This is a genomic window from Umezawaea sp. NPDC059074, assembly GCF_042738955.1.
Classification (GTDB): domain Bacteria; phylum Actinomycetota; class Actinomycetes; order Mycobacteriales; family Pseudonocardiaceae; genus Umezawaea.
The window spans coordinates 1-23,885 of the sequence record NZ_JBHYHC010000028.1 but is presented as its reverse complement, the minus strand read 5'-3'; the positions used below and the strand labels follow the sequence as shown (position 1 = coordinate 23,885).

General features: G+C 70.1%; 21 protein-coding genes and 1 tRNA gene. 12 read left to right on the top strand and 10 right to left on the bottom strand.

Annotation, left to right across the window (positions count from 1 at the left end; translation table 11 throughout):
- The first annotated feature begins 54 nt into the window (after positions 1–54).
- The 4 genes from topA to ACFWW9_RS15370 are packed head-to-tail and all read left to right on the top strand — an operon-like array spanning position 55 to position 6,674.
- Positions 55–2,826 carry a type I DNA topoisomerase gene (gene topA / locus ACFWW9_RS15385; RefSeq protein WP_390376960.1) on the top strand — a complete coding sequence of 924 codons (2,772 nt, stop codon included), beginning with the start codon at positions 55–57 and terminating at the stop codon, positions 2,824–2,826.
- A gap of 17 nt (positions 2,827–2,843) precedes the next feature.
- The gene (locus ACFWW9_RS15380) at positions 2,844–3,314 is read left to right on the top strand and encodes a hypothetical protein (protein WP_390376957.1); all 471 of its coding nucleotides are present in this window, start codon (positions 2,844–2,846) and stop codon (positions 3,312–3,314) included.
- A gap of 58 nt (positions 3,315–3,372) precedes the next feature.
- Complete coding sequence (locus ACFWW9_RS15375; RefSeq protein WP_390376954.1) at positions 3,373–5,475, top strand: bifunctional MFS transporter/dTMP kinase; 2,103 nt, start codon at positions 3,373–3,375, stop codon at positions 5,473–5,475.
- Complete coding sequence (locus ACFWW9_RS15370) at positions 5,472–6,674, top strand: DNA polymerase III subunit delta' (protein WP_390376951.1); 1,203 nt, start codon at positions 5,472–5,474, stop codon at positions 6,672–6,674. The genes ACFWW9_RS15375 and ACFWW9_RS15370 overlap by 4 nt, the downstream gene beginning before the upstream one ends.
- Here ACFWW9_RS15370 and ACFWW9_RS15365 read toward each other — a convergent pair.
- From ACFWW9_RS15365 to kduI, 4 genes are all read right to left on the bottom strand, one after another.
- Complete coding sequence (locus ACFWW9_RS15365) at positions 6,671–8,341, bottom strand: hypothetical protein (RefSeq protein ID WP_390376948.1); 1,671 nt, start codon at positions 8,339–8,341, stop codon at positions 6,671–6,673. The two genes, ACFWW9_RS15370 and ACFWW9_RS15365, sit on opposite strands and share 4 nt — an antisense overlap.
- 330 nt (positions 8,342–8,671) lie before the next feature.
- A complete protein-coding gene (locus ACFWW9_RS15360) occupies positions 8,672–9,415 on the bottom strand; it encodes an IclR family transcriptional regulator (protein WP_390376945.1) in 744 nt (247 codons plus the stop codon).
- On the bottom strand, positions 9,412–10,143 hold the full coding sequence (locus tag ACFWW9_RS15355) for an SDR family oxidoreductase (RefSeq protein ID WP_390376942.1): 732 nt from the start codon (positions 10,141–10,143) through the stop codon (positions 9,412–9,414). The genes ACFWW9_RS15360 and ACFWW9_RS15355 overlap by 4 nt, the downstream gene beginning before the upstream one ends.
- A gap of 9 nt (positions 10,144–10,152) precedes the next feature.
- Complete coding sequence (gene kduI, locus ACFWW9_RS15350; RefSeq protein WP_390376939.1) at positions 10,153–10,980, bottom strand: 5-dehydro-4-deoxy-D-glucuronate isomerase; 828 nt, start codon at positions 10,978–10,980, stop codon at positions 10,153–10,155.
- Between the two features lie 157 nt (positions 10,981–11,137).
- Here kduI and ACFWW9_RS15345 point away from each other — a divergent pair, with 157 nt between their 5' ends.
- Positions 11,138–12,745, top strand: a complete 1,608-nt coding sequence (locus tag ACFWW9_RS15345) for an L-lactate permease (RefSeq protein ID WP_390376937.1) — start codon at positions 11,138–11,140, stop codon at positions 12,743–12,745.
- A gap of 56 nt (positions 12,746–12,801) precedes the next feature.
- Positions 12,802–13,950, top strand: coding sequence for a glycoside hydrolase family 88 protein (locus ACFWW9_RS15340; protein ID WP_390376934.1), 1,149 nt, complete (start codon positions 12,802–12,804; stop codon positions 13,948–13,950).
- A gap of 46 nt (positions 13,951–13,996) precedes the next feature.
- On the opposite strand, the gene ACFWW9_RS15335 is transcribed toward ACFWW9_RS15340, so the two are convergent.
- Positions 13,997–15,829: a hypothetical protein gene (locus tag ACFWW9_RS15335; protein ID WP_390376931.1), complete on the bottom strand. Its 1,833-nt coding sequence runs from the start codon at positions 15,827–15,829 to the stop codon at positions 13,997–13,999.
- Positions 15,830–15,949: 120 nt separating this feature from the next.
- Here ACFWW9_RS15335 and ACFWW9_RS15330 point away from each other — a divergent pair.
- The 3 genes from ACFWW9_RS15330 (at position 15,950) to ACFWW9_RS15320 (ending at position 17,385) form a co-directional block, all read left to right on the top strand.
- A tRNA-Thr gene (locus tag ACFWW9_RS15330) sits at positions 15,950–16,023 on the top strand.
- A 154-nt stretch (positions 16,024–16,177) separates the two neighbouring features.
- Complete coding sequence (locus ACFWW9_RS15325) at positions 16,178–16,984, top strand: transglutaminase-like domain-containing protein (RefSeq protein ID WP_390376928.1); 807 nt, start codon at positions 16,178–16,180, stop codon at positions 16,982–16,984.
- Between the two features lie 20 nt (positions 16,985–17,004).
- On the top strand, positions 17,005–17,385 hold the full coding sequence (locus tag ACFWW9_RS15320; protein ID WP_390376925.1) for a hypothetical protein: 381 nt from the start codon (positions 17,005–17,007) through the stop codon (positions 17,383–17,385).
- Here ACFWW9_RS15320 and ACFWW9_RS15315 read toward each other — a convergent pair.
- Positions 17,382–17,903: a hypothetical protein gene (locus tag ACFWW9_RS15315; RefSeq protein WP_390376922.1), complete on the bottom strand. Its 522-nt coding sequence runs from the start codon at positions 17,901–17,903 to the stop codon at positions 17,382–17,384. The two genes, ACFWW9_RS15320 and ACFWW9_RS15315, sit on opposite strands and share 4 nt — an antisense overlap.
- Before the next feature lie 376 nt (positions 17,904–18,279).
- Between ACFWW9_RS15315 and ACFWW9_RS15310 the strand changes: the two genes are divergently transcribed.
- Positions 18,280–18,465 (top strand): hypothetical protein, encoded by a 186-nt coding sequence (locus tag ACFWW9_RS15310; protein ID WP_390376919.1) that lies wholly within the window; start codon positions 18,280–18,282, stop codon positions 18,463–18,465.
- Here ACFWW9_RS15310 and ACFWW9_RS15305 read toward each other — a convergent pair.
- The 4 genes from ACFWW9_RS15305 to ACFWW9_RS15290 all read right to left on the bottom strand — a co-directional run bounded on the left by ACFWW9_RS15305 (position 18,452) and on the right by ACFWW9_RS15290 (position 21,580).
- On the bottom strand, positions 18,452–19,465 hold the full coding sequence (locus tag ACFWW9_RS15305; RefSeq protein WP_390376916.1) for an LLM class F420-dependent oxidoreductase: 1,014 nt from the start codon (positions 19,463–19,465) through the stop codon (positions 18,452–18,454). The two genes, ACFWW9_RS15310 and ACFWW9_RS15305, sit on opposite strands and share 14 nt — an antisense overlap.
- 9 nt (positions 19,466–19,474) lie before the next feature.
- A complete protein-coding gene (locus tag ACFWW9_RS15300; RefSeq protein WP_390376913.1) occupies positions 19,475–20,170 on the bottom strand; it encodes a thermonuclease family protein in 696 nt (231 codons plus the stop codon).
- 144 nt (positions 20,171–20,314) lie between these two features.
- The gene (locus ACFWW9_RS15295; protein WP_390376910.1) at positions 20,315–21,049 is read right to left on the bottom strand and encodes a thermonuclease family protein; all 735 of its coding nucleotides are present in this window, start codon (positions 21,047–21,049) and stop codon (positions 20,315–20,317) included.
- Between the two features lie 78 nt (positions 21,050–21,127).
- Positions 21,128–21,580, bottom strand: a complete 453-nt coding sequence (locus ACFWW9_RS15290) for a DUF4442 domain-containing protein (protein ID WP_390376907.1) — start codon at positions 21,578–21,580, stop codon at positions 21,128–21,130.
- Between the two features lie 167 nt (positions 21,581–21,747).
- Here ACFWW9_RS15290 and ACFWW9_RS15285 point away from each other — a divergent pair, with 167 nt between their 5' ends.
- Positions 21,748–22,263, top strand: coding sequence for a MarR family winged helix-turn-helix transcriptional regulator (locus ACFWW9_RS15285; RefSeq protein ID WP_390376904.1), 516 nt, complete (start codon positions 21,748–21,750; stop codon positions 22,261–22,263).
- Positions 22,263–23,885 (top strand): MDR family MFS transporter (locus ACFWW9_RS15280; protein WP_390376901.1); only part of this gene is annotated, 1,623 nt, incomplete at its 3' end. The genes ACFWW9_RS15285 and ACFWW9_RS15280, both read left to right, overlap by 1 nt.

Sequence of the window (23,885 nt, the reverse complement as noted above, 5' to 3'; positions counted from 1 at the left end):
CGACAGTGCACACTGGCGGGTCGAAGCACAGGGTTTGGAAGAGAGCGGGACAGCGTGGCTGGATCGACACGGACGAAAAACGGCTCCGGGGCTACGGGTGACGGCAATCGCCGATTGGTGATCGTCGAGTCGCCCGCCAAGGCGCGCAAGATCGCGTCGTACCTCGGCAGCAACTTCGTCGTGGAGTCGTCCAAGGGGCACATCCGCGACCTCCCGCGTGGTGCCGCCGACGTGCCCGCGAAGTACAAGGGTCAGCCGTGGGCGCGCCTCGGGGTGGACGTCGACCACGACTTCGAGCCCCTCTACGTCGTGACGCCGGACAAGAAGTCGACCGTCGCGGAGTTGAAGGAACTGCTCAAGGGCGTCGACGAGCTCTACCTCGCGACAGACGGTGACCGCGAGGGCGAAGCCATCGCGTGGCACCTGCTGGACACGCTCAAGCCGAAGATCCCGGTCCGCCGGATGGTCTTCCACGAGATCACCGAGCCCGCGATCCTCGCGGCGGCGGCCAACCCGCGCGACCTCGACCAGGACCTGGTCGACGCGCAGGAGACCCGCCGCATCCTCGACCGCCTCTACGGCTACGAGGTCAGCCCCGTGCTGTGGAAGAAGGTCATGCCGAAGCTCTCGGCGGGCCGCGTGCAGTCGGTGGCGACCCGGATCGTGGTGGAGCGCGAGCGGGAGCGGATGAAGTTCGTCTCCTCCTCGTACTGGGACATCTCGGCCACGATGGACGCGGGCGCCGAGGCGACGCCGCGCACGTTCGGCGCGCGCATGGTCGCCGTCGACGGCGCCCGGCTGGCGCTCGGCCGCGACTTCGGGTCGGACGGCAAGCTCAAGGCCGGGTCCGAGGTGCGGCTGCTCAACGAGGCCGAGGCCCGCGCGTTGGCCGCGGGCCTGGCCGACGTGCCGCTGACCGTGGCCAGCGTCGAGGAGAAGCCGTACACGCGGAAGCCGTACGCGCCGTTCATGACGTCGACGATCCAGCAGGAGGCGGGCCGCAAGCTCCGCTTCACCGCGGACCGGACGATGCGCACGGCGCAGAAGCTGTACGAGAACGGCTACATCACCTACATGCGAACCGACAGCACGACGCTGTCGGAGACCGCCATCACGGCGGCCCGCACGCAGGCGACCCAGCTCTACGGCGCGGAGTACGTCGCGGCCCAGCCGAGGCAGTACACCCGCAAGGTCAAGAACGCGCAGGAGGCGCACGAGGCGATCCGCCCCGCCGGCGAGGTCTTCCGGACCCCCGGCGAGGTCGCCCGCGAGCTGGACGCGGACGAGTTCAAGCTCTACGAGATGATCTGGCAGCGCACGATCGCGTCCCAGATGAACGACGCCCGCGGCAACACGACGTCGGTGCGGATCGTCGGCAACGCGACGACCGGCGAGGAGTGCACGTTCTCCGCGTCGGGCCGCACGATCACGTTCGCCGGGTTCCTCAAGGCGTACGTGGAGACGGTCGACGCCGAGGCCGGTGGCGAGTCGGACGACGCCGAGTCGCGGCTGCCGCAGCTGGTCAAGGACCAGGCCGTCACGGCCGCGGACCTGACCGCCGACGGCCACTCGACCAGCCCGCCCTCGCGCTTCACCGAGGCCAGCCTGATCAAGACGATGGAAGAGCTGGGGATCGGTCGCCCGTCGACGTACGCGTCGATCATCAGCACCGTCCAGGACCGCGGCTACGTGTGGAAGAAGGGCTCCGCGCTGGTGCCCTCGTGGGTCGCCTTCGCGGTGGTCGGGCTGCTGGAGCAGCACTTCGGCCGCCTGGTGGACTACGACTTCACCGCCGCGCTCGAGGACGAGCTGGACGGCATCGCCGCCGGTCGCCAGCAGCGCACGACGTGGCTGTCCGGCTTCTACTTCGGCGGCAGCGTCGGCCCGGAGAGCTCCATCGGCCGTTCCGGCGGCCTGAAGAAGCTCGTCGGGTCGAGCGTCGAGGAGATCGACGCCCGCCTGGTGAACTCGATCGCGCTGTTCAAGGACGACGAGGACCGGCCCGTCGTGGTCCGGGTCGGCCGCTACGGGCCGTACCTGGAGCGCGAGGTGATCGGCGACAACGGCGAGCCGACCGCGCAGCGCGCCAACCTGCCCGACGACATGCCGCCGGACGAGCTGACCCTGGAACTGGCCGAGAAGCTGTTCTCGACCCCCCAGGAAGGCCGTTCGCTCGGCGTCGACCCGGTCAGCGGCAACGAGATCCTGGCGAAGGAAGGCCGCTTCGGTCCGTACGTGACCGAGGTCCTGCCCGAGCCCGCGGACGAGAAGGCGGCCAAGAAGGCGCCGAAGCCGCGCACGGGGTCGCTGTTCAAGGACATGGCGCTGGACACCGTGACCCTGGACGACGCGCTCAAGCTGCTGTCGCTCCCGCGGGTCGTCGGCAAGGACCCGGAGACCGGGGCCGAGATCACCGCGCAGAACGGGCGCTACGGGCCGTACCTGAAGAAGGGCACGGACTCGCGCTCGCTGACCAGCGAGGACCAGCTGTTCACGGTCACGCTGGACGAGGCGCTGAAGATCTACTCCGAGCCGAAGAAGCGCGGCCGGTCGGCCACCAGCGCCCCGCCGCTGAAGGAACTGGGCAACGACCCGGTGTCCGGCAAGCCGATGGTGGTCAAGGACGGCCGCTTCGGCCCGTACGTGACCGACGGCGAGACCAACGGGTCGCTGCGCAAGAGCGACACCGTCGAGGGCCTCACCGACGAGCGCGCGTCCGAGCTGCTGGCGGAGAAGCGCGCCAAGGGCCCGGTCACCAAGAAGAAGCCCGCGGCGAAGAAGCCGGCGGCGCCGCGCAAGAAGGCGCCCGCCAAGACCAAGAGCTGACGACGTAGGGGGTGGCGGTGCCTGGACCACGAGCGTTCGGACCCGACGGGACTCAGGCCCCGCCGCCACCTCCCCTGTACCCGGACGCCGTGGCGGGCCTGGTCACGGGGGAGACCCTCTACCGGCCGAAGCAGGCCGGGCCGCTGCTGCCGGTGTACGTGCCGGTGCTGCCGGACCCGGAGCTGGCGAGGCAGGCGATCCGGGACGCGGTGCTGCGCGAGCAGCGCGTGCGCCCGGTGCGCGCCCGGCAGCCGTTGCCGCCGCAGATGCAGGTCAGCAGCCACCGCGTGCAGTACCAGGCGCCGGTGGCCCCGACCCCGCTGGCGCACCCGCAGGGGGTGCGTCCGCAGCAGCAGCCGCAGCAGGCGCCCCGCAAGTCGCGGGGCGGCGCGTTCGGTGGTTGCCTGTTCGCGCTGCTGATCCTCGGATCGGTGTTCTTCAACGTCATCCGCCAGGTGGTCGAGGCGGTCTTGGACTCAATCCGCTGACTGTGCGCACCGACCGGGTCGGCCGCGGTTAGGCTGATCGGTGGGTGGCCTACAGGGGGTGGACAACATCCAGGACAGCGACAACGCAGGTCAGCTCGATCCGGGCGCGACCGGCGCGGCTTCGGCGACCCACAGGTTGCGCAGCGTGCTGGCGATCCGGCCGTTCCGGCGGCTGTGGGGCGTCACGTACCTGTGCAGCGTCGGCGACTGGTTGTCACTGCTCGCCCTCACGGGCCTGGTGACCAAGCTCGCCGAGGGCTACGGCTGGGAGGGCTTCGCGCTCAGCGCGGTCGTCCTCACGCAGCTGCTGCCGGGCATCCTGTTCGCGCCGCTCGGCGGCGTGCTGGCGGACCGGTTCGACCGGCGCAAGGTCATGGTCGCGTGCGACCTGGCCCGCGGCGGGCTGTTCCTGTCCATCGCGTTCGTCGGCGCGGCGTGGTGGCTGTTCATCGCCAACTTCCTCGTCGGCTGCTGCGCGATGCTGTGGATCCCGGCCAAGGAGTCCGCGGTCCCGAACCTGCTGCGCAGGCCGGACCAGGTGGAGTCGGCGAACCAGCTCGGCCTGGTGATGACCTACGGCATCTCCACGATCAGCGGGTTCGGCCTGTACGCGCTGATCTCCGGCATCCCCGGCTACCTGCACCTGACCAGCGACAACGTCGTGTTCCGGGTGGCCATCATCGCGGTGGTCGTCAACGGCCTGCTCTACATCACGTCCGCGGTGCTGGTCGCGACCCGCATCCCGGAGCTGTCCGGCCGGGCCACGTCGGCGAAGAAGAAGCAGGAGGAGGCCGAGGACAAGCTCGGCTTCCTCGCGATGATGCGGGACGGCCTGCGCTACGCGTGGCGGACCCCGCTGGTGCGCGGCCTGGTCATCGGCATGATCGGCGCGTTCGCCGCGGCCGGTGCCGTGATCGGCTGCGCCAAGCTGTACGCGCTGAGCCTGCTGGGCGGCGACAGCGCGTTCGCCCTGCTGTTCATCGCCGTGTTCATCGGCCTGGCCAGCGGCATGGCCCTCGCGCCGCGGTTCGCCCGCCGCCTGACGTACAACCGGCTGTTCGGCCTCACGATCGTCTGCGCGGGCCTGAGCCTGGTGATCGTCGCGCTGGCCCCGCACCTGTGGATCGCGCTGCTCGCCGTGGCGATGGTCGGCGCGTGCGCGGGCATCGCGTTCCTGACCGGTCTCACGATCATCGGCTCGCAGGTCGAGGACGAGATGCGCGGCCGGATGGTCGCGCTGGTCCAGTCCCTGATGAAGATCATCCTGGGCCTGTCGACCGTCGTGACGCCGCTGCTGGTCACCGTGCTGAAGCCCCGCACGATCACCCTGTTCAACCACCCGATGAACGTCGACGGCACCCGGCCCGTCATGTTCGGCGCGGGTGTCCTGGCGGCCGTGGTGGGCCTGATCGCCTACCGGCAGATGGACAACCGGCGGATCGAGCCGATCCTCTCGGAGCTGTTCGCGGCCATCCGCGGCAAGTCGAAGTCGTCGACGGGCCTGCTCATCACCGTCGAGGGCGACACCCGCCGCGACACCGGCGTCCAGGCCCGGATGCTCGCCGAGGCGTTGCGCGCCGCCGGCCACGACGTCCTGCTGGCCAGCGACCCGGAACTCGACGAGCGCAGGCTGCGCAGCATGCTGTCCAGCGTCGACCTGGCGGGCGTCCGCGCCCACGCCCTGGTCGCCGCCGCCGTCCGCGCGGACGTGGTCGAGCGCGAGGTCCGGCCCGCGCTGGACAACGGCGCGCTGGTCGTGATGGAGCGGTACGTGGACAGCCCGCTGGCCCACTTCAGCGCCGTGGGCAGCGTCCAGCCCGCCGAGGTGGAGGGCCTGGTCGACTGGGCCACCGGCAGGCTGCGCCCGGACGTGACGATCCTGCTGGACCGCTCACCGGTGACGATGCCGGTCGACGCGCTGAACGAGACCGTGTTCGGCAAGCCCCGGACGCGGGCCATCGACAACATCGAGCACCATTGGCGCGTGCAGCGCCTGCTCACCGAGATGGCCTCGGCCGACCCGGACCGCTACGTGGTGGTCGACGCGGACGGCACCGAGGCCGAGGTGTCCGAGCGCGTGCGCGCCGCGGTGCTCCCGCTCTTCGCGGAACGCCGTCGCGTCCCCGTCCCCGAGACCCAGCCCGTTGTGGAGACGACGTGAACTCGAGCGTGTGGGCCGACGTCGTCGGCCAGCCCGCCGCGGTGGAGGTGTTGAGCGCGGCGGCCGAGGCGGCCGCGCTGATCGTGGCGGGGGGCACGCCCGCGCCGGGCGCGATGACCCACGCCTGGCTGTTCACCGGCCCGCCCGGCTCCGGCCGGTCGGACACGGCCAAGGCGTTCGCCGCGGCGCTGGAGTGCACGACGGTCGACGACCGCCCCGGCTGCGGCGACTGCCCCGGCTGCCACACCACGGTCGCCGAGACCCACGCCGACGTCCGCTTCGTGGCCCCCGAGGGCCTGTCGATCTCCGTGGCCGAGATGCGCGCGCTGGTGCAGGCCGCCGCCCGCCGCCCCACGGGCGGCCGCTGGCAGGTCGTCATCATCGAGGACGCCGACCGCCTCACCGAGGGCGCGGCGAACGCGCTGCTCAAGGCCGTGGAGGAACCCCCGGACCGCACGGTGTTCCTGCTCTGCGCCCCGTCGGACCACCCCGAGGACGTCTCGGTCACCATCCGCTCCCGCTGCCGCATCGTGCCGCTCGGCTCGCCGCGCCCGGACGCCATCGCGGACGTGCTGCGGCACCGCGACGGCGTGCCCGCCGACATGGCCCGCTGGGCGGCGTCGGTGTGCGCGGGCCACGTCGGCCGCGCCCGCAGGCTGGCGACCGACGAGCAGGTCCGCACCCGCCGCGAGTCGGTGCTGCGCATCCCGCTGGCCGTGCGCCGCGCCCAGGACGTCTACACCTGCGCCGACCAGCTCGTGGCCGCCGCCGAGGGCGACGCCACGACGGCCAACGAGGAGCGCAACGAGGACGAGCGGTCGGCGTTGGAGACCGCGATGGGCGCGGGCGGCACCGGCAAGGGCACGGCGGCCGCCACCCGCGGCGCCAAGGGCGCGATGAAGGACCTGGAGAAGCGCCAGAAGTCCCGCGCCACCAGGACCCAGCGCGACTCCTACGACACGGCCCTGGTGGACTTGGCGGGCTTCTACCGCGACGTCCTGGTCACCGCCACCGGCTCCCAGGCCAGGCTCAACCACCCCGACCGCGCCAACGACGCCCGCACCGCGGCCGAGAACTGGACCCCGGAGTCGACCCTGCGCCGCCTGGAGGCCGTGCTGGCCTGCCGGGAGGCGCTGGAGATGAACGTGAAGCCGCGCATCGCCATCGACGCCATGGTCACTGCCCTGCACCGGGGCTAGCCCCGACGTCCGATCACCGTCAGATCGCCGCCCATCGCCACGATCGAGCCACGAGCGCCGTTGAGCAGCGTTTCGAGCCGGTACAGCTGCAACGTGTTCCGATCCACCTTGCGGCTCGAGTCGGATATCTTGCTGTACAGGTTCTCGGCGACCTGCGGTTGCACGATCACCACTCGGAACTCGTCCTGCGCTCTCCGCGCGTCCAGCATGTCGATGAACTCCGAACGGTCGGCGCATCGAGTCCCGTCCACCCATGTGGCAGGTGACTTCGCCGGAGCGTTCAGGAGACGCTCCTTCAACCGTGCGGTATCGGCGAACACCAAGTTCTTCGTGGCCTGGCTCGACACCACTTCGTAGGCGGTGGCGGCTATGCCGCGGGGAGAGAGGGACTTCGCGGCCTTGACGTGGATGGCTGTCAGCACCCCCTCGTCGGACAGGTGCAGGAAATCCGCGATCTCACCGGGACCGTCGTCACAGGTCAGCCAGCCCGTCGAGTAGTGAGCGACCACCCAGGCGAACAGGGAGTCGTCACCGGAAACCCCGATGGCGTCGTGGATCGCCTGGGCGGACTTTCCTCCGGGTTTTTCAGTCTTGATCGCGTAGACGGAGAAGTCCTCGAACTCCCAGTTCGGGAATCGCGCCACTCGCGTTTCGCGTTGCCACACCTGGCCCTCGACATACGTGTGTCCGGACTCGAAGTAGACCGTGAGCAGATCGGGATGATCGTTGAGAGCGTGGAAGATGCGCTCGACAGCCCGGTGGTCGGTGATGTTCTTCCCGTAGCCGAAGGACAAGGCCAACGAGTCGTCCCGTGCGACGAGTTTGCATGTCAAAGTGCCGCTGGCCGAGTCGTTGAACCCGACGTCCAACGAGAAGCACGTCGGGGTTCTTCCGGGGTGGACCGTCAACATCGCGCGATCCAGCAGCACTGCCGCGTTGTACCTGTCCGGGTCGAAATCAGGCGTTCCCACGATGTCCTCCGGGGCCAAGGGCACCACCTCGTAGGGCCCTTGGAGTTCGGCCAGGTCCGTCGTAGGACGGGCCAGTTGGGGAAACGCGCTCGCGGGGAGGTCGTCCTCCGAGAGGAGGCTCTCCAAGAGGTCGAGCACGTCGCACACGGTGGCGATGAACTCGGTGAACACCCGGTTCGGTTTGTGCCAGACCTGTGAACTGCCAGGCGTGGTGCTGACCGTGCCGGTCAGGCTCGGGTAAGCGGTGCCCTCCGGGAACGCGGCTCGACCGGAGGACAAGGCGAAGGACGAGTCCTCCAGGGCGTTGAGCGCGTCCTGGAGGCGGAGACCGCTGAGGTTCTTGCTGTCCGGTCGAGTGGTGCGCCTGCTGTGCGTTCCCCGCAGGAGCAATCCCTTGGCTTCGCCTTGGAGCAGTCCTGCCTCGAAAACCGCCGGAGGGAGTTTGCGCAGGGGTGGGCGTGGAGGTTTGGTGATCCATCGCTTCACGTGGTCCCGGAGAGAGGGCTCGGTGTGCAGGGCGATCAACCTGCGTCGCCGAACTGCCAGGGTGAGGTAGTAGTTCGAATCTTGAATGCCGCTGCTGTCCAGGATCCAGCTGGGAGACGTGGCGATTCGTCGGATGAAACCGTCCAGGTCGTCCACGGCGAGATCTTCGGGTAGCGGCGTGGGGGAAGTTCCGCTGGCGACCAGTGTCACGCTCAGCGCTCCTCTCCGGCGGTTGTGGATGCTTCGGAGGTAGTGCATGAGTTTGGAGAAGTCGACGGCGGGATCTTCTCCGGTGCACTCGAGCACCATGACGGAGGTGTACGGCCGAAGGTGTTCGAGTGACAAAGGCACGCAATCAGGCGTGCCCGCTATCGGCGAGATCGATTCCTGTTCGACTGCGACAAGTCCCATGGTGCACACCCCGAACTAGTGCGAATGGAGCCTTGGATACGCCGTCGAACCGCCTAATCGGCTCGTTACGCGCACCACAGGGCTTACGCCCGATCGGGTGGCAACAAAGACGTCTTCGTAATCAGCCGCTCACTCCACGTACCCCAGCGCCGTCGACACGGTGTTCGCCGCGCTCAGCACGCGGGGGCCGAGGGCGGTCAGCTGGGCCATCGTGTGCTCCATGGCGAGCGTGGAGGCGGAGATGCCGCCGACGACCGCGCCCGTGTGGTCGCGGATCGCGGCGCCGACGCAGCGGATGCCGACCTCGTTCTCCTCGTCGTCGAAGCCGTAGCCGGTGCGGCGCACCTCGGCCACCTCGGCGCGCAGGCGGTCCTCGGTGGTGATCGTGTTCGGGGTGCGGCCGACCAGGCGGAGGCGCGCGACCATGGCGTCGGACTCGACCGGGCCCATCGAGCCCAGCACGGCCTTGCCGATGGCCGAGCAGTGCACCGACAGGCTCATCCCCAGCCGCGACGGCATCCGGTACGGCTTGTCCGCCTCCACCTTGTCCACGTAGACCAGCTCGTCGCCGACGACCATCGCCATGTGGACCGTGCACGACGACTCCTCGCGCAACGCCCGCAGCGCCGGCCGGGCCCGTTCCACGGTGTCCACGGGCCGCAGCACCTTCCCGGCCATCACCAGCACCTTCGGCCCGGCCAGGTAGCCGCCGTCGGACCGCACGGCGGCGAACCCCCGGTCCACCATCGCCTGGAGCAGCCGGTGCACGGTCGACTTGGGCAGCCCTGTCACCCGCGCGATGTCGGTGATCCGCGAGTGGTCGGCCAGCGCCTCCAGCACGGCCAGCGTCTTCTCCACCGCCGTGTCGGTCACCGGCCCATCCACCCGCCGTCGACCACGAGCACGTGCCCGTTGACGTAGTCCGACGCGCGCGAGCTGAGGAACACCGCCGCGCCGACCAGGTCGGACGGCGAACCCCACCGCCCGGCGGGGATGCGGCCGCGGATGGCGGGCTCGCGGTCGGGGTCGGCGCGGAGGTCGGCCGTGTTGTCGGTGGCGATGTAGCCGGGAGCGATCGCGTTCACCTGCACATTGTGCGGTGCCCACTCGTTGGCCAGCGCCTTGGTCAGGCCCGCGACCGCGTGCTTGCTCGCCGCGTACGCCGGAACCGTGACCCCGCCCTGGAAGCTGAGCAGCGACGCGATGTTCACGATCTTCCCGCCGCCGTCCAGCATCCGGCCCCCGACCAGCCTGCTCAGCTCGAACACCGAGTCCAGGTTGACCGCCAGGATCCGCCGCCAGTCCGCCAGCGACACGTCCGCCGCGGGCTCGCGGTGGATCGTCCCGGCGTTGTTCACCAGCACGTCGATCCGGTGCTCGGCGAGCACCGGGGCCAGCGCGGGCTCGATCGCCGACGGGTCGGCCAGGTCCACGACGACCGTGGCCACGACGGCGTCCGGCACGTCCCCGAAGTCCGCGGTACGCCCGAGCAGCACCAGGTTCGCGCCCGCCTCGGCCAGCCCGAGCGCGACGGCCCGGCCGATCCCGCCGCGCGCGCCGGTCACCAGCGCGGTCCGCCCGCGCAGGGAGAAGAGGTCCACTGGGCTCCCTCAGCGAAGGTCGGTGACCGGAACGGGTTCCACGTCGTCGTAGGCCTGGTTCTCGCCACCCATGGCCCACACGAACGAGTACGCGTGCGTTCCCGCTCCACTGTGGACGGACCAGCTCGGCGAGATCACGACCTCCTCGTTGCGCACCACCAGGTTCCGGGTCGCGCTCGGCTCGCCCATCAGGTGCACGACGCGGTGCTCGTCGGGCAGGTCGAAGTACAGGTACGCCTCGGTGCGCCGGTCGTGGGTGTGCGGCGGCATCGTGTTCCACACGCTGCCGGGCGCGAGCGTGGTCATGCCCAGCACGAGCTGGCTCGACCGGATCCCGTCCGCGTGCACGAACTTCCGGATCTCCCGCACGTTGGACGTGGCCTGCTCGCCCAGCGCGAGCGCGTCCACCTCCGCGTAGCGGGCGACCGCCGTGGGGTGGGCGGCGTGCGAGGGCGTGGAGAACAGGTAGAAGCGCGTGCCCTCCTCGGCGGCCTCGAAGCGGACGTCCGAAGCTCCCTGCCCGACGTACACGCAGTCGCGAGTTCCCAGTTCGTGCTCGGTGCCGTCGACGACGACGCTGCCGGACCCGCGCACCACGACCACCGCCAGCTCGCGGCGGGCCAGGAACGTGGCGGTCCGGAGCGCGTCCGCGGGTTCCAGCGTGAGCGCCTGGCCAGGCAGGGGAGTCGCGCCGCCGAGGACGATCCGGTCCTCGTGCGTGTAGACCAGCCGCACCTCGCCCGCGACGAACAGGTCCTCGACCAGGAAGCGTTCCCGCAACCGGTCGGTGTCGAGCGCGGCCAACTGCTCCGGGTGGGTCGCGTGCCGGATTTCCATCGCGGTGATGCCTTCCGATTGTGGCTGTCCAGTGACACTATGTGCTCGGTCCGTCCATGGAACTACGTTCTGCTGGGCGGAACAAGTGTGGTCTCGTCACTTCGCCGCCGCCGGTGACGAGTCGGTTCGCAGTGCGCCCGAAAGGCGGCGGTCGACGATGTACCAGCAAAACCCCGACCCAACGGGGTCCCTACTCCTGTCCGCGCTCCTCGCCCTGATCCCGCTGGTCACGGTGCTGGTCCTGCTGGGCGGCTTCAAGTGGAAAGCGCACTGGGCGGGGCTGACCGCGCTCGTGCTCTCGATCGGCATCGCGGTGGCCGTGTACTCCATGCCGGTCGGCACGGCGCTCAACTCCGCGGCCTTCGGCGCCGCCACGAGCGTGCTCGTGGTCCTGTGGATCACCTTCAACGCGATCTGGATCTACAACCTGACCGTGGAGAGCGGGCATTTCAACGTCCTGCGCCGGGCGTTCAGCTCGATCAGCGACGACCCGCGCGTGCAGGCGATCGTGATCGCCTTCTCGTTCGGCGCGCTGCTGGAGGCGCTGGCGGGCGGCGGCGGACCCGTCGCCATCTGCTCGGTCATGCTCATCGCGCTCGGCGTGAACCCGATGAAGGCCGCCGCGCTCGCGCTGGTCGCCGACACCGCGCCGGTCGCGTTCGGCGGCATGGGCAACCCGATCACCGTGCTGGGCACCGTCACGGGCCTGCCCGCCGAGCACTTCGGCGCGATGGCGGGCCGCCAGGTGTCGATCCTCGCGGTGCTGGTGCCGTTCGTGCTGGTGCTGATCGTCGACGGCAAGCGCGGCGTGCGCGAGGTGTGGCCGATCGCCTTGGCGGCCGGGCTGTCCTTCGGCGTCACGCAGTACCTGGTGTCGAACTTCGTGTCCTACAAGCTGTGCGACATCATCGCGGCCGTCGTGTCGGTCGGCGCGGTGGTCCTGGCGGTGCGGATCCGCAGGCCCGCGGCCGTGCCCGTGACGGTCGGCGGCGGTTCCTCCGGCGACGATTCGCTCCGCGGCACCGACTCCCGGCGTGACATCGCGGTGGCGTTCGCCCCGTACGCGATCATCGTGGTGATCTTCGCGCTCGCCCAGATCACCGCCGTGAAGAACCTGCTGGAGAAGGCGACCACGAAGTTCGCCTGGCCCGGCCTGCACATCACCGCGCCGAACGGGAAACCCGTCGCGACGGTGTACACGCTGAACCTGCTGTCGGCGACCGGCACGTTGCTGCTGGTCTCGGGCCTGCTGTCGCTGCTGGTGCTGAGGGTCGGGCTCGGCAAGGCGGTCGCGATCTACGGCCGCACGATCCGCCAGTTCAGCTGGGCGATCCTCGCGATCCTGGCCGTGTTCGCGCTGTCGTACGTCATGAACTTCTCCGGCCAGATCACCACGCTCGGCGTGTGGCTCGCGGGCACCGGCGCGTTCTTCGCGTTCCTGTCACCCGTGGTCGGCTGGTTCGGCGTCACGATCACCGGCACCGACGCGGGCTCCAACGCCCTCTTCGGCACCCTGCAGACCACCGCGGCCCAACAGCTCAACGCGTCCCCGTTCCTGTTCGGCGCCTCGAACAGCTCGGGTGGCGTGATGGCGAAGATGATCTCGCCCCAGAACCTGGCGATCGGCACCGCCGCGGCGGGCCTCGTCGGCAAGGAAGGCGAACTCTTCCGCCGCGTCTTCGGCTGGAGCCTGCTCCTGCTGCTCCTCATGTGCGTACTGGCCTACCTGCAATCAACGCCGATTCTCGGATGGATGGTGCCATGACTGTGTCCCGCCGTACCTTGCTGACCTCCGCTGCCGTGGCGGCTGGAGCGACCGCTGTGACGGGAGGAACCGCGTTGGCGCAAGAACCCGTGCCAGGTCCGGAAGCGCTGCGCGGCGCGTTGGACTACGCCGTGTCGAAGGTGCGCGTCACCGGACCGGCCATCACCACGTTCCCGGAGATCACCAGGGCCGAGAAGTGGACCTACGTCGCCGACGGCGGCTGGGTCGGCGGGTTCTGGCCGGGGACGCTGTGGATGGCGTACCTCGCGAGCGGCGACGAGCAGTTCAAGACGCTCGCGCTGGCCTCGGCGGAGAAGCTGTCGCCGCGCAAGGAGGTCGCCCGCGACCACGACCAGGGCTTCCTGTTCTACCCGTCGTGGGTCACCGCGTGGCGGCTCACGGGTGACGTGAAGTGGCGCGACGGCGCGATCAAGGCCGCGGACGGGCTGATCGGCCGGTTCAACACGGCGGGCAAGTTCATCCGGGCTTGGGGCGCGATGGGCACGCCGAACGACGCCGGCCGTTCGATCATCGACACGATGATGAACCTGGACCTGCTCGCGTTCGCCAGCAAGGAGACCGGCGACCGCAAGTACCTGGACATCGCCATCGCTCACGCCAAGTCGACGCAGCAGAACTTCGTCCGCGCGGACGGCTCCACGCCGCACGTCTTCGACTACAACCCCACGACGGGCGCGCCGATCGGCCAGAACACCGTGCAGGGCTACAGCCCGACGTCGGCGTGGTCGCGCGGGCAGGCGTGGGCGATCTACGGGTTCACCACGATGTACCGGCGCACCAACGACGCGTCGTTCCTGGCCACCGCGCGCAAACTGGCCGACTTCGCGCTGGGCCAGATCACGCCCGACCACGTGCCGGTGTGGGACTACCGCGCCCCGCAAGCCCCCAACGACATCAAGGACTCCTCGGCGGGCGCGATCATGGCCGCGGGCCTGATCGACCTCGCCAAGGCGTCCGGCCGCGTCCAGTACCGGGACTCCGCGCTGCGCATCCTGCACGGCCTGACCAGGGACTGCCTCACCAAGAAGTCCACGCGCGCCGAAGCCGTCCTGGCCCGCGGCACGCGCAACCGGCCGTCCGAGGACGGCGTCGAGGTGTCTCTGCCGTACGCGGACTACTACTTCATGGAGGCCCTGCTCCGCGTGCTGAAGCCCACCGAGATCGCTCGCGCGATCGGCTTGTAGGCAGGTGAGTGCGGGTGGGGAGGCATCGGGGGCCTCCCCACCCGGCTCAGTCCTCGGGCCTGGTCTCCGGCTTGGTGTCGGCCGCCGCCTCGGGCTCGACCTCGGACTCGACCTCGGACTCGGCTTCCGGCTCGGTGTCGGTCACGGCTTCCGGTTCGGGTTCGGTCGTGGCCTCGACCTCGACCTCGACCTCGGTCTCGGTCTCGGGGTCGGTCTCGGGTTCGGTCGTGGTCACGGCTCCGCCCGCCATCGCGAACGCGGGCTCACGGCGGCGCGTGCCCGGCATCGCGGACACGATGACCACGCCCGCGAGCAGCAGTCCCGTGCCGATCCAGAAGATCGGGATCGTCTTGTACGCGGCGTTCGTGTACGCCAGCGGGATGACCGGTCGGGCCTGCCCCGGCGGCGGCTGAGCGCCCGCGGGCGGCGTCGGTGTGGTGGTACTGCCGCACTCGACGCCCCCTTCGGGCGCGGCGGCGCGGACGATCTGCTCGCCGAGCGACACCTGGGCCAGCGCGGACGGCAGGTTCGGCAGGCCGAGCGCGTCCGTGGGCAGCAGTTGCAGGTCCAGCAGGCGGGCCGTCGCGCCGAGCATGAAGCCCTTGATCGTCGGACCGCCCTGCGTCAACGGCCCGTTCAACGCCATCTTCTTCTCGTTGAGCTGCGCGATCTGCAACCGCAGCACCCCGATGTCGAGCTTCTTCAGCTCGGCGGGCACGTCACCGCCGCCCGGCAGGATCCCGCCGACGACGGGCAGCTTCGGCAGCTCGGGCAGGCCCGCGACGGGGATGCCGATCGGGATCTCCAGCTTCTGGTTGGCCGCGTCCAGCGTGCCGAGCACCTTGCCGCCCTGCGACACCCTCAGCACCGGCGCGGTGTACGTGATCGACGACGTCGCCTCCACGCCCGTCGCCAGCGCCACCAGCGTCGGCTGGCTCACCACGTCGATCCGGACCTCCATCGGCGTGCCCGCGAGCAGCCGCACGCTCGCGGCCTGGAGGGTCGACGTGGTCTTCACGGCCTTGTTCTTCGAGTCCGGCAGGTCGACCAGCTCCACGGTCGACCGCGCCGTCAACGTCTCCGGCAGGCTGAGCAGCGACCCCTTCTCGCCGGTGTCCGGCGTGCCCGACAGCAGCCCGCCGAGCTGGCTGAGCGGGGCGGTCATGCCCTTGAGCGCGTCGATCAGCGACTGCTTCGCCGCCGCGTCGAGCTTCGGCGTGTCCTGCGTCAGCATCCCGGTCAGGTCCGAGGTGGTCGGCAGCGTCGGGATCGCGTTCAGCACGGACAGGCTGGCCAGCGACGTCTTGGCCTCGCTCAACGGCTGCACGCAGGGCCCGACCTTGTCGTCCCACCGCGCGTGCACGCTCCCGTCGAGCCCGCTGACCTTGACCAGCGCGTCCAACGGCGTCTTCGGCAACGCCAGCCCGGCGCTCAACCCCTCGGCGTTGTCCGGCCCGGCCGTCTGCGCCAACGAGCCGGGCGTCTGCGGCGCCCGCCCCTGCACCGCGAACCCCAACGGCGACGCCTGCGCCACCGACCGCTCGAACGCCAGGTAGGCCTCGGTGTTCACCTGCGCACTCGCCAACCCGACCCCGAGCTCCGCCGCGGCCTGCTTCGGCAACTCCTCCCCGAACCCCGGCAGGATCGTGTTGGTCGGCGTCGAATCCGGCGCCAACCGCACCACCGCCAACCCGGTCCCCGCATCCCCCACGGCGTGCGCAAGCGGTTGCGGCCCGTTCGGCGCGGAGATCGGCGGCTGCCCAGGGCTCACGGGCGCGGGCAGCGGCGTCGTCGTCGGCTGGGCGAGCGCGGGCGACGCGCAGAGCGCGAGCAACGCTGCGGCGGTGGGCAAGGCCAACGCGAGCCGGCGTCTGCGCATGTGAGAGGTCCTCCTCGGCGGTGAAGAGCGTGCTGCCGGGGTGAGCGGCGTCACGAGAAGACTAACGAGGGGGACCCCTGTCGGTGACGCTCTTGAAGTCCGCTATAGTTAACGCGTCTCGCCGCCTTAGCTCAGTCGGCTAGAGCGGTTCACTCGTAATGAACAGGTCATCGGTTCGATTCCGATAGGCGGCTCAGCGAGATGGCCCCAGGTCACACATCGTGTGGCCTGGGGTTTTTCTTTGCCCGCGTGCTGGGGGCGGTGCCTCGTCGGCAGGGGAACGCCCGGTGGTTCGAGATGCCTGGTTCAGGTCTCCAACCGGTCGGTCTAGCCCTACCATTTGCTCCCATGGTGCAGATCGACTACGTCGTTCCCGGACCGTTCACCGCTCTTGGCGCGGGTGCCGGGTCTGTGGTCGCGAGCGACCCGTTGGAGGTCTGCGCGGCTGTGCACGCGCTCGTTCTCCAGCCCACTGATCTCGTCGCGGCGGGGATGTCGGCTGGGCGGTTGGTGGAGAAGGACATCCGGCCCGCGAACGAGCTGGTCGACGTGTTGTTGGGGTTGGATCCCTCACCGTTGTCTGCTCGGCGGGAGCCCGCGCGGCGGGTGGTGGGGACGTGTCGGCACTTCGCGGTGTTGAGCTGCGCCCTGTTGCGGGACAACGGGATTCCGGCTCGGGTGCGGTGCGGGTTCGGGATGTACTTCGAGGCCGGGCGCGGGGTGGACCACTGGGTCACCGAGTTCTGGGACGGTGGGCGGTGGGTGCGGATCGACACCGAGGTGTTCGAGTCGTCGTTCCCGGTCGACCCTCGTGACCTGAAGCCCGGCGAGTTCCTGACCGGTGGTGAGGCGTGGAGCGCCTACCGGCGCGGGGAGATCGACGCGGACCTGTTCGGCGTGCCCGGCACGGAGAACTGGGGGCCGTCGGAGATCCGCGGCAACGCCGTGCGCGACCTGGCCGCGTTGAACAACGTGGAGACCCTGCCGTGGGACGAGTGGGGTCGGATGACCGACGCGTACGAGGGCAACACCGGCGAGGACTACGACCTGCTGCTCGACGAGGTGGCGGCCGTGTGCGCGGGTGACGACGCGGCGGCGGTCGCGGCTCTCTACCAGCACGAGGACCTGCGGGTGCCCGAGGAACTGATTCGCTGAAACCGGAAGGTCGTGGGGACGTGCCGTTGAGCAGCGTGGTGCGCGAGAGGTGCCGGGCGCTGCTGCCGCCGGGCACGGAGATCCGCTACCTCTTCCCGGCGACGGCCAACTCCGCGTCGGGGTTCTCGTTCGTGCAGAAGCCGTTCCTCTTCGTGGTGACGGCCGAGAACGTGATCATGCTGGAGTGCAGCTGGCGGAGCCACGACCTGCCGAAGGCCGTGCACTGGACCTACCCGCGAACGCTGCGGCTCGGCCCGGTGGACACGGTGATGGACCCGACGTTCACGTTCGACGGCTCGCCGTTCCAGACCTGGGACGAGTACGTCCCGGTGATCGCCGCGGCCGACGCGGAGGTCCGCGACCGCGACTTCGGCCCGCCGGACCCGCTGCCGGACCTCTAGCCGCCGAGGGTCGCGGCGACGCCGACCGACTTGGCGTCCGCGGCCTCGACGGTGATCTTGCCCCGGTGGGTCACCTCGACCTGGTAGAACTTCTCGTCGCCCGGCACGTTCGGGACGGACACGGTGAAGACGCAGGTGTCGTACGAGGAGCCGATCGTGCCCTTGCCGAGCGAGCCCGTGGCCACGACGTCGCCGCCCGCGCCGTACACCGTGACCGCGCTGCCCTCCGAGATGTCCTTGTAGCCGCCCGTGCCGTAGCAGTTCGAGCTGCCGCCGAGCCGGGAGTCGACCAGGGTCATGGTCCCCTTCAGCTCGAACGCCGTGGACTTCGCGGTGGCCCCTGGCAGCGCCACGACGAGCCAGACCGCGCCGAGGACGGCCGCGCCGGTCACGACCCCGAGGCCGAACAGGAGCCACCCCCTTCCGGAGCGCCGAGCCGGAGCCGGTGACCACTGGGGTTGGGGGAAGCCGTTCGGCGGGGTCACCGCTTCGGACGCCGGCACAACGGGTTCGGACATGGTTCGCCTCTGGGAACGGAGCCGGTGTTCTCCGGCTGGCATCCGCTCATCGTGGCCGTTCCGAGGCGCGTTACCCGCCACTCGATGGTGTGTTCAGGGTCGAAGCGCTTGCGGCACAAGGGAAGAACAGGGGGAACCGGAGCAGTGCCGTGACCCGGACGGCCGAGCGTTGGCGTGGTGGTGACAACCTCGTGACCTGTAGTTCTTCCGCTCGCCCCCATCCTCGGTAACACTTTCGGGTGAGCGGTCGAAACTGATCTCCAGAGGGGTGGTCGACGGAACGTCCGCCCGGTGGAGCGGTTGCTCCATCGGGGTGGCCTTCGGGTGATCGCCGTAAGCGGGGTCCGACTCGGTCGTTGCCCTGCCGAAGGAGGCGATGACCTTGATCCCGACGATCCTGATGACGTTGCTCGTCCTGCCGCTCGCCCTGGTGGCCGCGCGGGTGGGCAGACGGCGGTGGATAAGACGCCGGGGAGTGCTGCGGGTTCGGGCGGAACTGGCGTTCTTCCACCACGGGTTGCGCGATTCGCCCAGCGGGCGGCACCGCATCACCCGTTTTTGAGCGCCGTGAACACCCGGCCCCAGCGTTCGGGGTCGGCGCGGTACGGGGCGTAGCAGGACGAGCGGGTGGTGATGTCGCCGTAGCGGGCCAGCAGCTCGGCGGCGACCTGCTCCGGTTCGCCGACCACGGCGAACGCCCGCAGCACCTCGTCGTCGACGGCGTCGGTCATCTCGTCCCACTTCTGCCGCCGGGACAGCGCGTGCAGGTCCTCGTGCAGGGCGCCCCACCCGTGCAGGTCGAGGACCTTCCGGTAGGACGGCGTCGAGCCGTAGAACGCGATCTGCTTCTTGGTGTCCCTGATGGACGCCGCCAGCTCCTCCTCGGTGTTGCCCGTCGCGACGAACGACGGGCCGCTGATCTCCAAGCCCGCCAACGGTTTCCCGGCGCGAGCGCGGCCGCGTTCCAACGCCGGGACCGTCACCTCGCGCAGGTACCGCTCGGTGGTGAAGCTGTGGCACAGGAACCCGTCGGCGACCTCGCCCGCGACCTCGGTCATCAGTTCGCCGACGCCCGCGAGGAACACCTTGGGCGGGCCGTACGGGTTCGGGCCGGGGTCGAAGAACGGCGTCATCACGGTGTGGGTGAAGAACTCGCCGCGGAACCTCGGCCGCTCACCGGTCTCCCACGCGTGCCAGATCGCCCGCATCGCCAGCACGTACTCGCGCATCCGCGCGGCGGGTTTCGACCACGGCATCGAGAACCGCTTGGTGATGTGCGGCTCCACCTGGGACCCGAGTCCTAGGTTGAAGCGGCCGCCGGACAGCAGTTGCAGGTCGTTCGCCAGCACGGCGGTGCTCATCGGGTTGCGCGCGAACGCCACCGCGATGGACGTGCCCAGTTCGATCCGCGACGTCGTCCCGGCGGCGACCGAGAGGGCGACGAACGGGTCGTGCTGGGCCTCGGCCACCCAGAACCCGTCGTAGCCCGCGTCCTCGGCCTGCCGCGCGGTGCCGCCGATCTCGCGCGGGTCGAACGTGATCTCGACGCTGTCCACCTTCATGCGGCTGTTCTACCGGTCGCAGGCGATCCCGTCGCCGTCCGGGTCGAGGTGCTTGCCGTAGCCGGGCTGGCCGACGACGATCGGCGTGGCGCCCGCGCGCTTGGCCGCGTCGCAGGTCGCGTAGTACACGTCGCTGGACCCCGACGACTGCTGCTGCCCCGACCCCGCCTGCTGGAGGCTGTCCTTGCCGCCGCAGGGCCCGCCCCACAGCCCGAGTTCGGCCTGCTCGGCGGCGGACTGCGCGGACCTCAGCGCCGTCCCCGTGCCGGGCTCGGCGCGGCCCTGGCCTCGACGAACGGCCTCGACCGCGAAGTTCGACCCGTCCGGCATCAGCACGGTCGCGGCCGTCCCGACCGTCGGGACGTACTTGACCGTCTTGCCGTTCAACGTCTTCCGGGTGAACTCCAGCGCGGCCTGCGCCCAGCACTCGCCGGGCGGCTGGAGGCCCGCGATCTGGATCTGCCTGCCGTCCGCCCCGACGATCGTGCGTCCGTCCACGACGTCCACGACCTGCGTGGACGGTTGGTCGGGCGCGCTCGCCGTGGTGGTGATCATCGGTGCCGTGCTCGGCGTGGAACTCGGCGTCGTCACCTGGATCGCGGACGAGAGGTCCGTTTTCGACGCGCATCCACCGAGGACGGTCAGGGCGAGCAGGAGTTGCAGGGCTCCACGCCAACGAGTCGACGCGGGGGAAGTACTGGGCACGCGGTCCTCCAAGGGCGCGGCGGTCGCACCTGTGTCCGGGTCATCGCACTGGAACGTCCACCGTGTTACGGCGGCCACGGGACGTTACCAACTCGAATCCCCTGATCAGCCCCCTCGGACGTGGGTTGCGGCATCTGTATCGGTTTACTCGCAGGCGATCCCGTCGCCGTCGCGGTCCAAATGGGACCCGTAGCCCGGATCGCCGCGGTGCAGCGGCGTCACGCCCGCGGCACGGGCCGCCGCGCAGCTCTTGTAGTAGACCGCCGCGGGGAGGTCCGGAGTGGCCGGTGGCGGCGCGGGCACGGGTTCCGGCGCGGGCGGGACGACGACCGGCTGCGGCGGCGTGACCGGAGCCGGTGGCGCGACGGTGTCCGCGCCCTGGCACGTGCTGCCCCACAGCCCGACCCCGGCCTGCTGGGCCACGGCCTGCGCGGCGGTGAGCGTGGCGCTCGCGGTGGGCTCGGCGCGCGCCAAGCCCTTGCGCAGCGCGGTTTCGGCGTAGTCCGAACCGTCCGGGAGACCCACGGACACCGTGTCACCGGCGACCGGGACGAGCTTGACACGCTGGCCGGTCAACGTGCTCGTGGCGAACTCGGCGGCGGACTTGGCCCAGCACTCGCCGGGCGCGGCCAGTCCGACGACGCGGACGGTCTTGCCCGTCGCGTTGACGAGCGTGCGGCCGTCGACGACCTTCTGTACCGGCGGCGGGGCGGTGGACGTGCTCGTGGGCGTCGAGGTCGTGCTGGCCGCGCCGGACGACTGGGTCGCGGCGACGCGCGGGGTGTCCGGCGTGGACCCGCAGCCGCCCGCGCACGCGGCGACGAGCAGGAACGGGACGGCGCTGCGGCGCCAGCGGGCTAAGGCGGGTGAGCTGGTCACGCGATTCCTCCAAGTGGACGTGTTGGAGGCATCGCGGGGAAGTGGTTCGGGCGTTACGCCGAACGCCTGAACCGGTGGTCAGCGGTTCGGGCGCAACGTCCAGATCACGGTCATCTCGGTCGTGGTGACGCCGTCGGCGTTGGTGATCGTGACGTGCACGGGGAACTCGGGCCGGGTGCCGGACGCCAGTTCGGCGACCACCTCGGCGGCCGGGCGGCCGAGCACGGCCTCGGCCCGCAGCGCGCCGGTGGCGACCTTCTTGTAGGTGATCTCGGCGCGGGCGACGAGCGGCGTGGCCTTGTCCATGTGCCGGGAGAAGGCCGCGAGCACGACGGCGCCGGACGCGGTCTCGCCCGCGCCGAACACCACGGCCGCGTGTGGGCCGCCGACGTGGTTGCGGTACTGCTCGCCGTCCGGCAGCGCGACGAGCACCCGGTCGCCCTCGACCTCGAGGAAGTCGATGCCGGTGGTGCCCACCCACGGCACGCCCTGCTTCATGGTCTCGGCGACGAACGCGTAGTCCTGGCTCATGCCCCGGATGCTACCGACCGGTAACCCTGTTGCCTACCCGTGGGTAACCGCCTGCTGAGACATGGCTCACGCGTAAATCGTTTGCTTCGCTACGCCATCCGAGTTCATGCTTGTACTCAGCAACTAGTTGGGTGATGCAAGCAACGGAGTGTTCCATGGTGAGCCCGGTGAGTGACACGGTGGGTTCCGAGGCGACGGAACGAGAGCTGGAGCTGGCCGATCGGGTCGGCATGGCGATGATCCGGCTCAACAAGATGAACGCGTGCGTGGCCGCGCACATGGCCAAGGTCGGCGTGGACAAGGCCGCGTTCATCCTGCTCGCGACCCTCGCCCACCTGGGTCCCTCCCGGTCGAGCGCGCTGGCCGAGGCGGTCTTCTCCGACCCCTCGACCGTCAGCCGCCAGGTCGCGGGACTCGTCAAGGACGGGTTCGTGGAACGCCGAGCCGACCCGGAGGACGGACGGGCCAGCGTGCTCGTCGCCACGGAGTCCGGCCAACAGCTGCTGGCCGACCGCCGTCGCATGCGCAACGCCGCCATCGCACGGATGTTCGGAGGCTGGTCGGAGCCGGACTGGGTTCAGTTCACCGACTTGTTCGAGCGCTTCGTGAACGACCACGAGAACGCGCTACCGGGTTTCTTGGCTGAGAGCGGACTGGGGCCGCGCTCAGAAGGGGAGAAGTGATGTCGGAAACGGTAGAGAGAGCGGAAGCGTCGCCGAGGGGCGAATCGCTGCTCACCCACCGTCAGATCCTGACGATCCTGTCCGGGCTGCTGCTGGGGATGTTCCTCGCGGCGCTCGACCAGACGATCGTCTCCTCGGCGATGAAGACCATCGCCGACGAACTCCAGGGCCAGACCCTGCAGGCCTGGGCCACGACCGCGTACCTGATCACCGCCACGATCACGACGCCGCTGTACGGCAAGCTGTCGGACATCTACGGCCGCAAGCCGATGTACCTCACCGCGATCGGCCTCTTCCTGGCCGGGTCGCTGCTGTCCGGCATCGCCACCTCGATGTACGAGCTGGCCGCGTTCCGCGCGGTGCAGGGCCTCGGCGCCGGTGGTCTGATGTCGCTCGGCATGGCGATCCTGGCGGACATCACGTCGCCTCGGGAGCGCAGCAAGTACTCCGCGTACTTCATGGCCGTGTTCGGCGTGTCGAGCGTCGCGGGCCCGGTCGTCGGCGGCCTGTTCGCCGGCCTGGACTCGTTCGCGGGCATCGCGGGCTGGCGCTGGGTGTTCCTGATCAACGTGCCGATCGCCCTGATCGCGCTCGTCGTGGTCGCCAAGGTGCTCAACGTCCCGCACAAGCGGGTCGACCACCGCATCGACTTCTGGGGCGCCGCGCTGCTCAGCATCGGCCTGGTGCCGCTGCTGATCGTCGCCGAGCAGGGCCGTGAGTGGGGCTGGGCGTCCGGCACCTCGATCGCCATGTACGCGCTCGGCGTGGTCGGCGTCGTGGGCTTCGTCCTCAACGAGAAGCGCATGGGCGACGAGGCGCTGCTGCCGCTGAGGCTGTTCCGCAGCGGCACGTTCTCGCTCGGCAACACGATCAACTTCGTGATGGGCATCGGCATGTTCGGCGGCATGGTCTCGCTGCCGCTGTACCTCCAGATCGTCAAGGGCGCCTCGGCGACCGAAGCCGGCCTGATGCTGCTCCCGCTGACGTTCGGCATCATGTCGGCGGCCGGGATCAGCGGCCAGATCACCGCGCGGACGGGTCGCTACAAGCTGTTCCCGATCATGGGCTTCGCGCTGATGGCCGGTGCGCTGTTCGCGTTCAGCACGATCGGCACGGACACGTCGAACGCCTTCACGCTCAGCATGATGTTCGTGATGGGCGCCGGACTGGGGCTGTGCATGCAGACCCTGCTGCTGGCCATCCAGAACAACGCCGAGCCGAGGGACATGGGCGTCGCGACGTCGTCGGCCACGTTCTTCCGCCAGATCGGCGGAACCGTCGGCACCGCCGTGTTCCTGTCGATCCTGTTCAGCAGCGTCGGCGACAAGATCGGCAACGCGCTCCGCACGGCGTTCGGCAACCCGGACTTCCAGGCCGCGCTGGCCAAGCCGGAGAACGCGCAGTTCGCCCAGAGCCTCCAGGGCGGCGGCGGTTCCGGTGTCGACCTGAACAACACCGAGTTCCTGAAGACCCTCGACCCGGTGCTGGCGCGTCCGTTCCTGGACGGCTTCTCCGGCGCGATCGACAACGTGTTCCTGGTCGGCGGCGTGGTGGTGCTGATCGGCTTCGTGCTGATCTGGTTCCTCAAGGAGGTCCCGCTGTCCATGCGCTCAGGCCTGGAG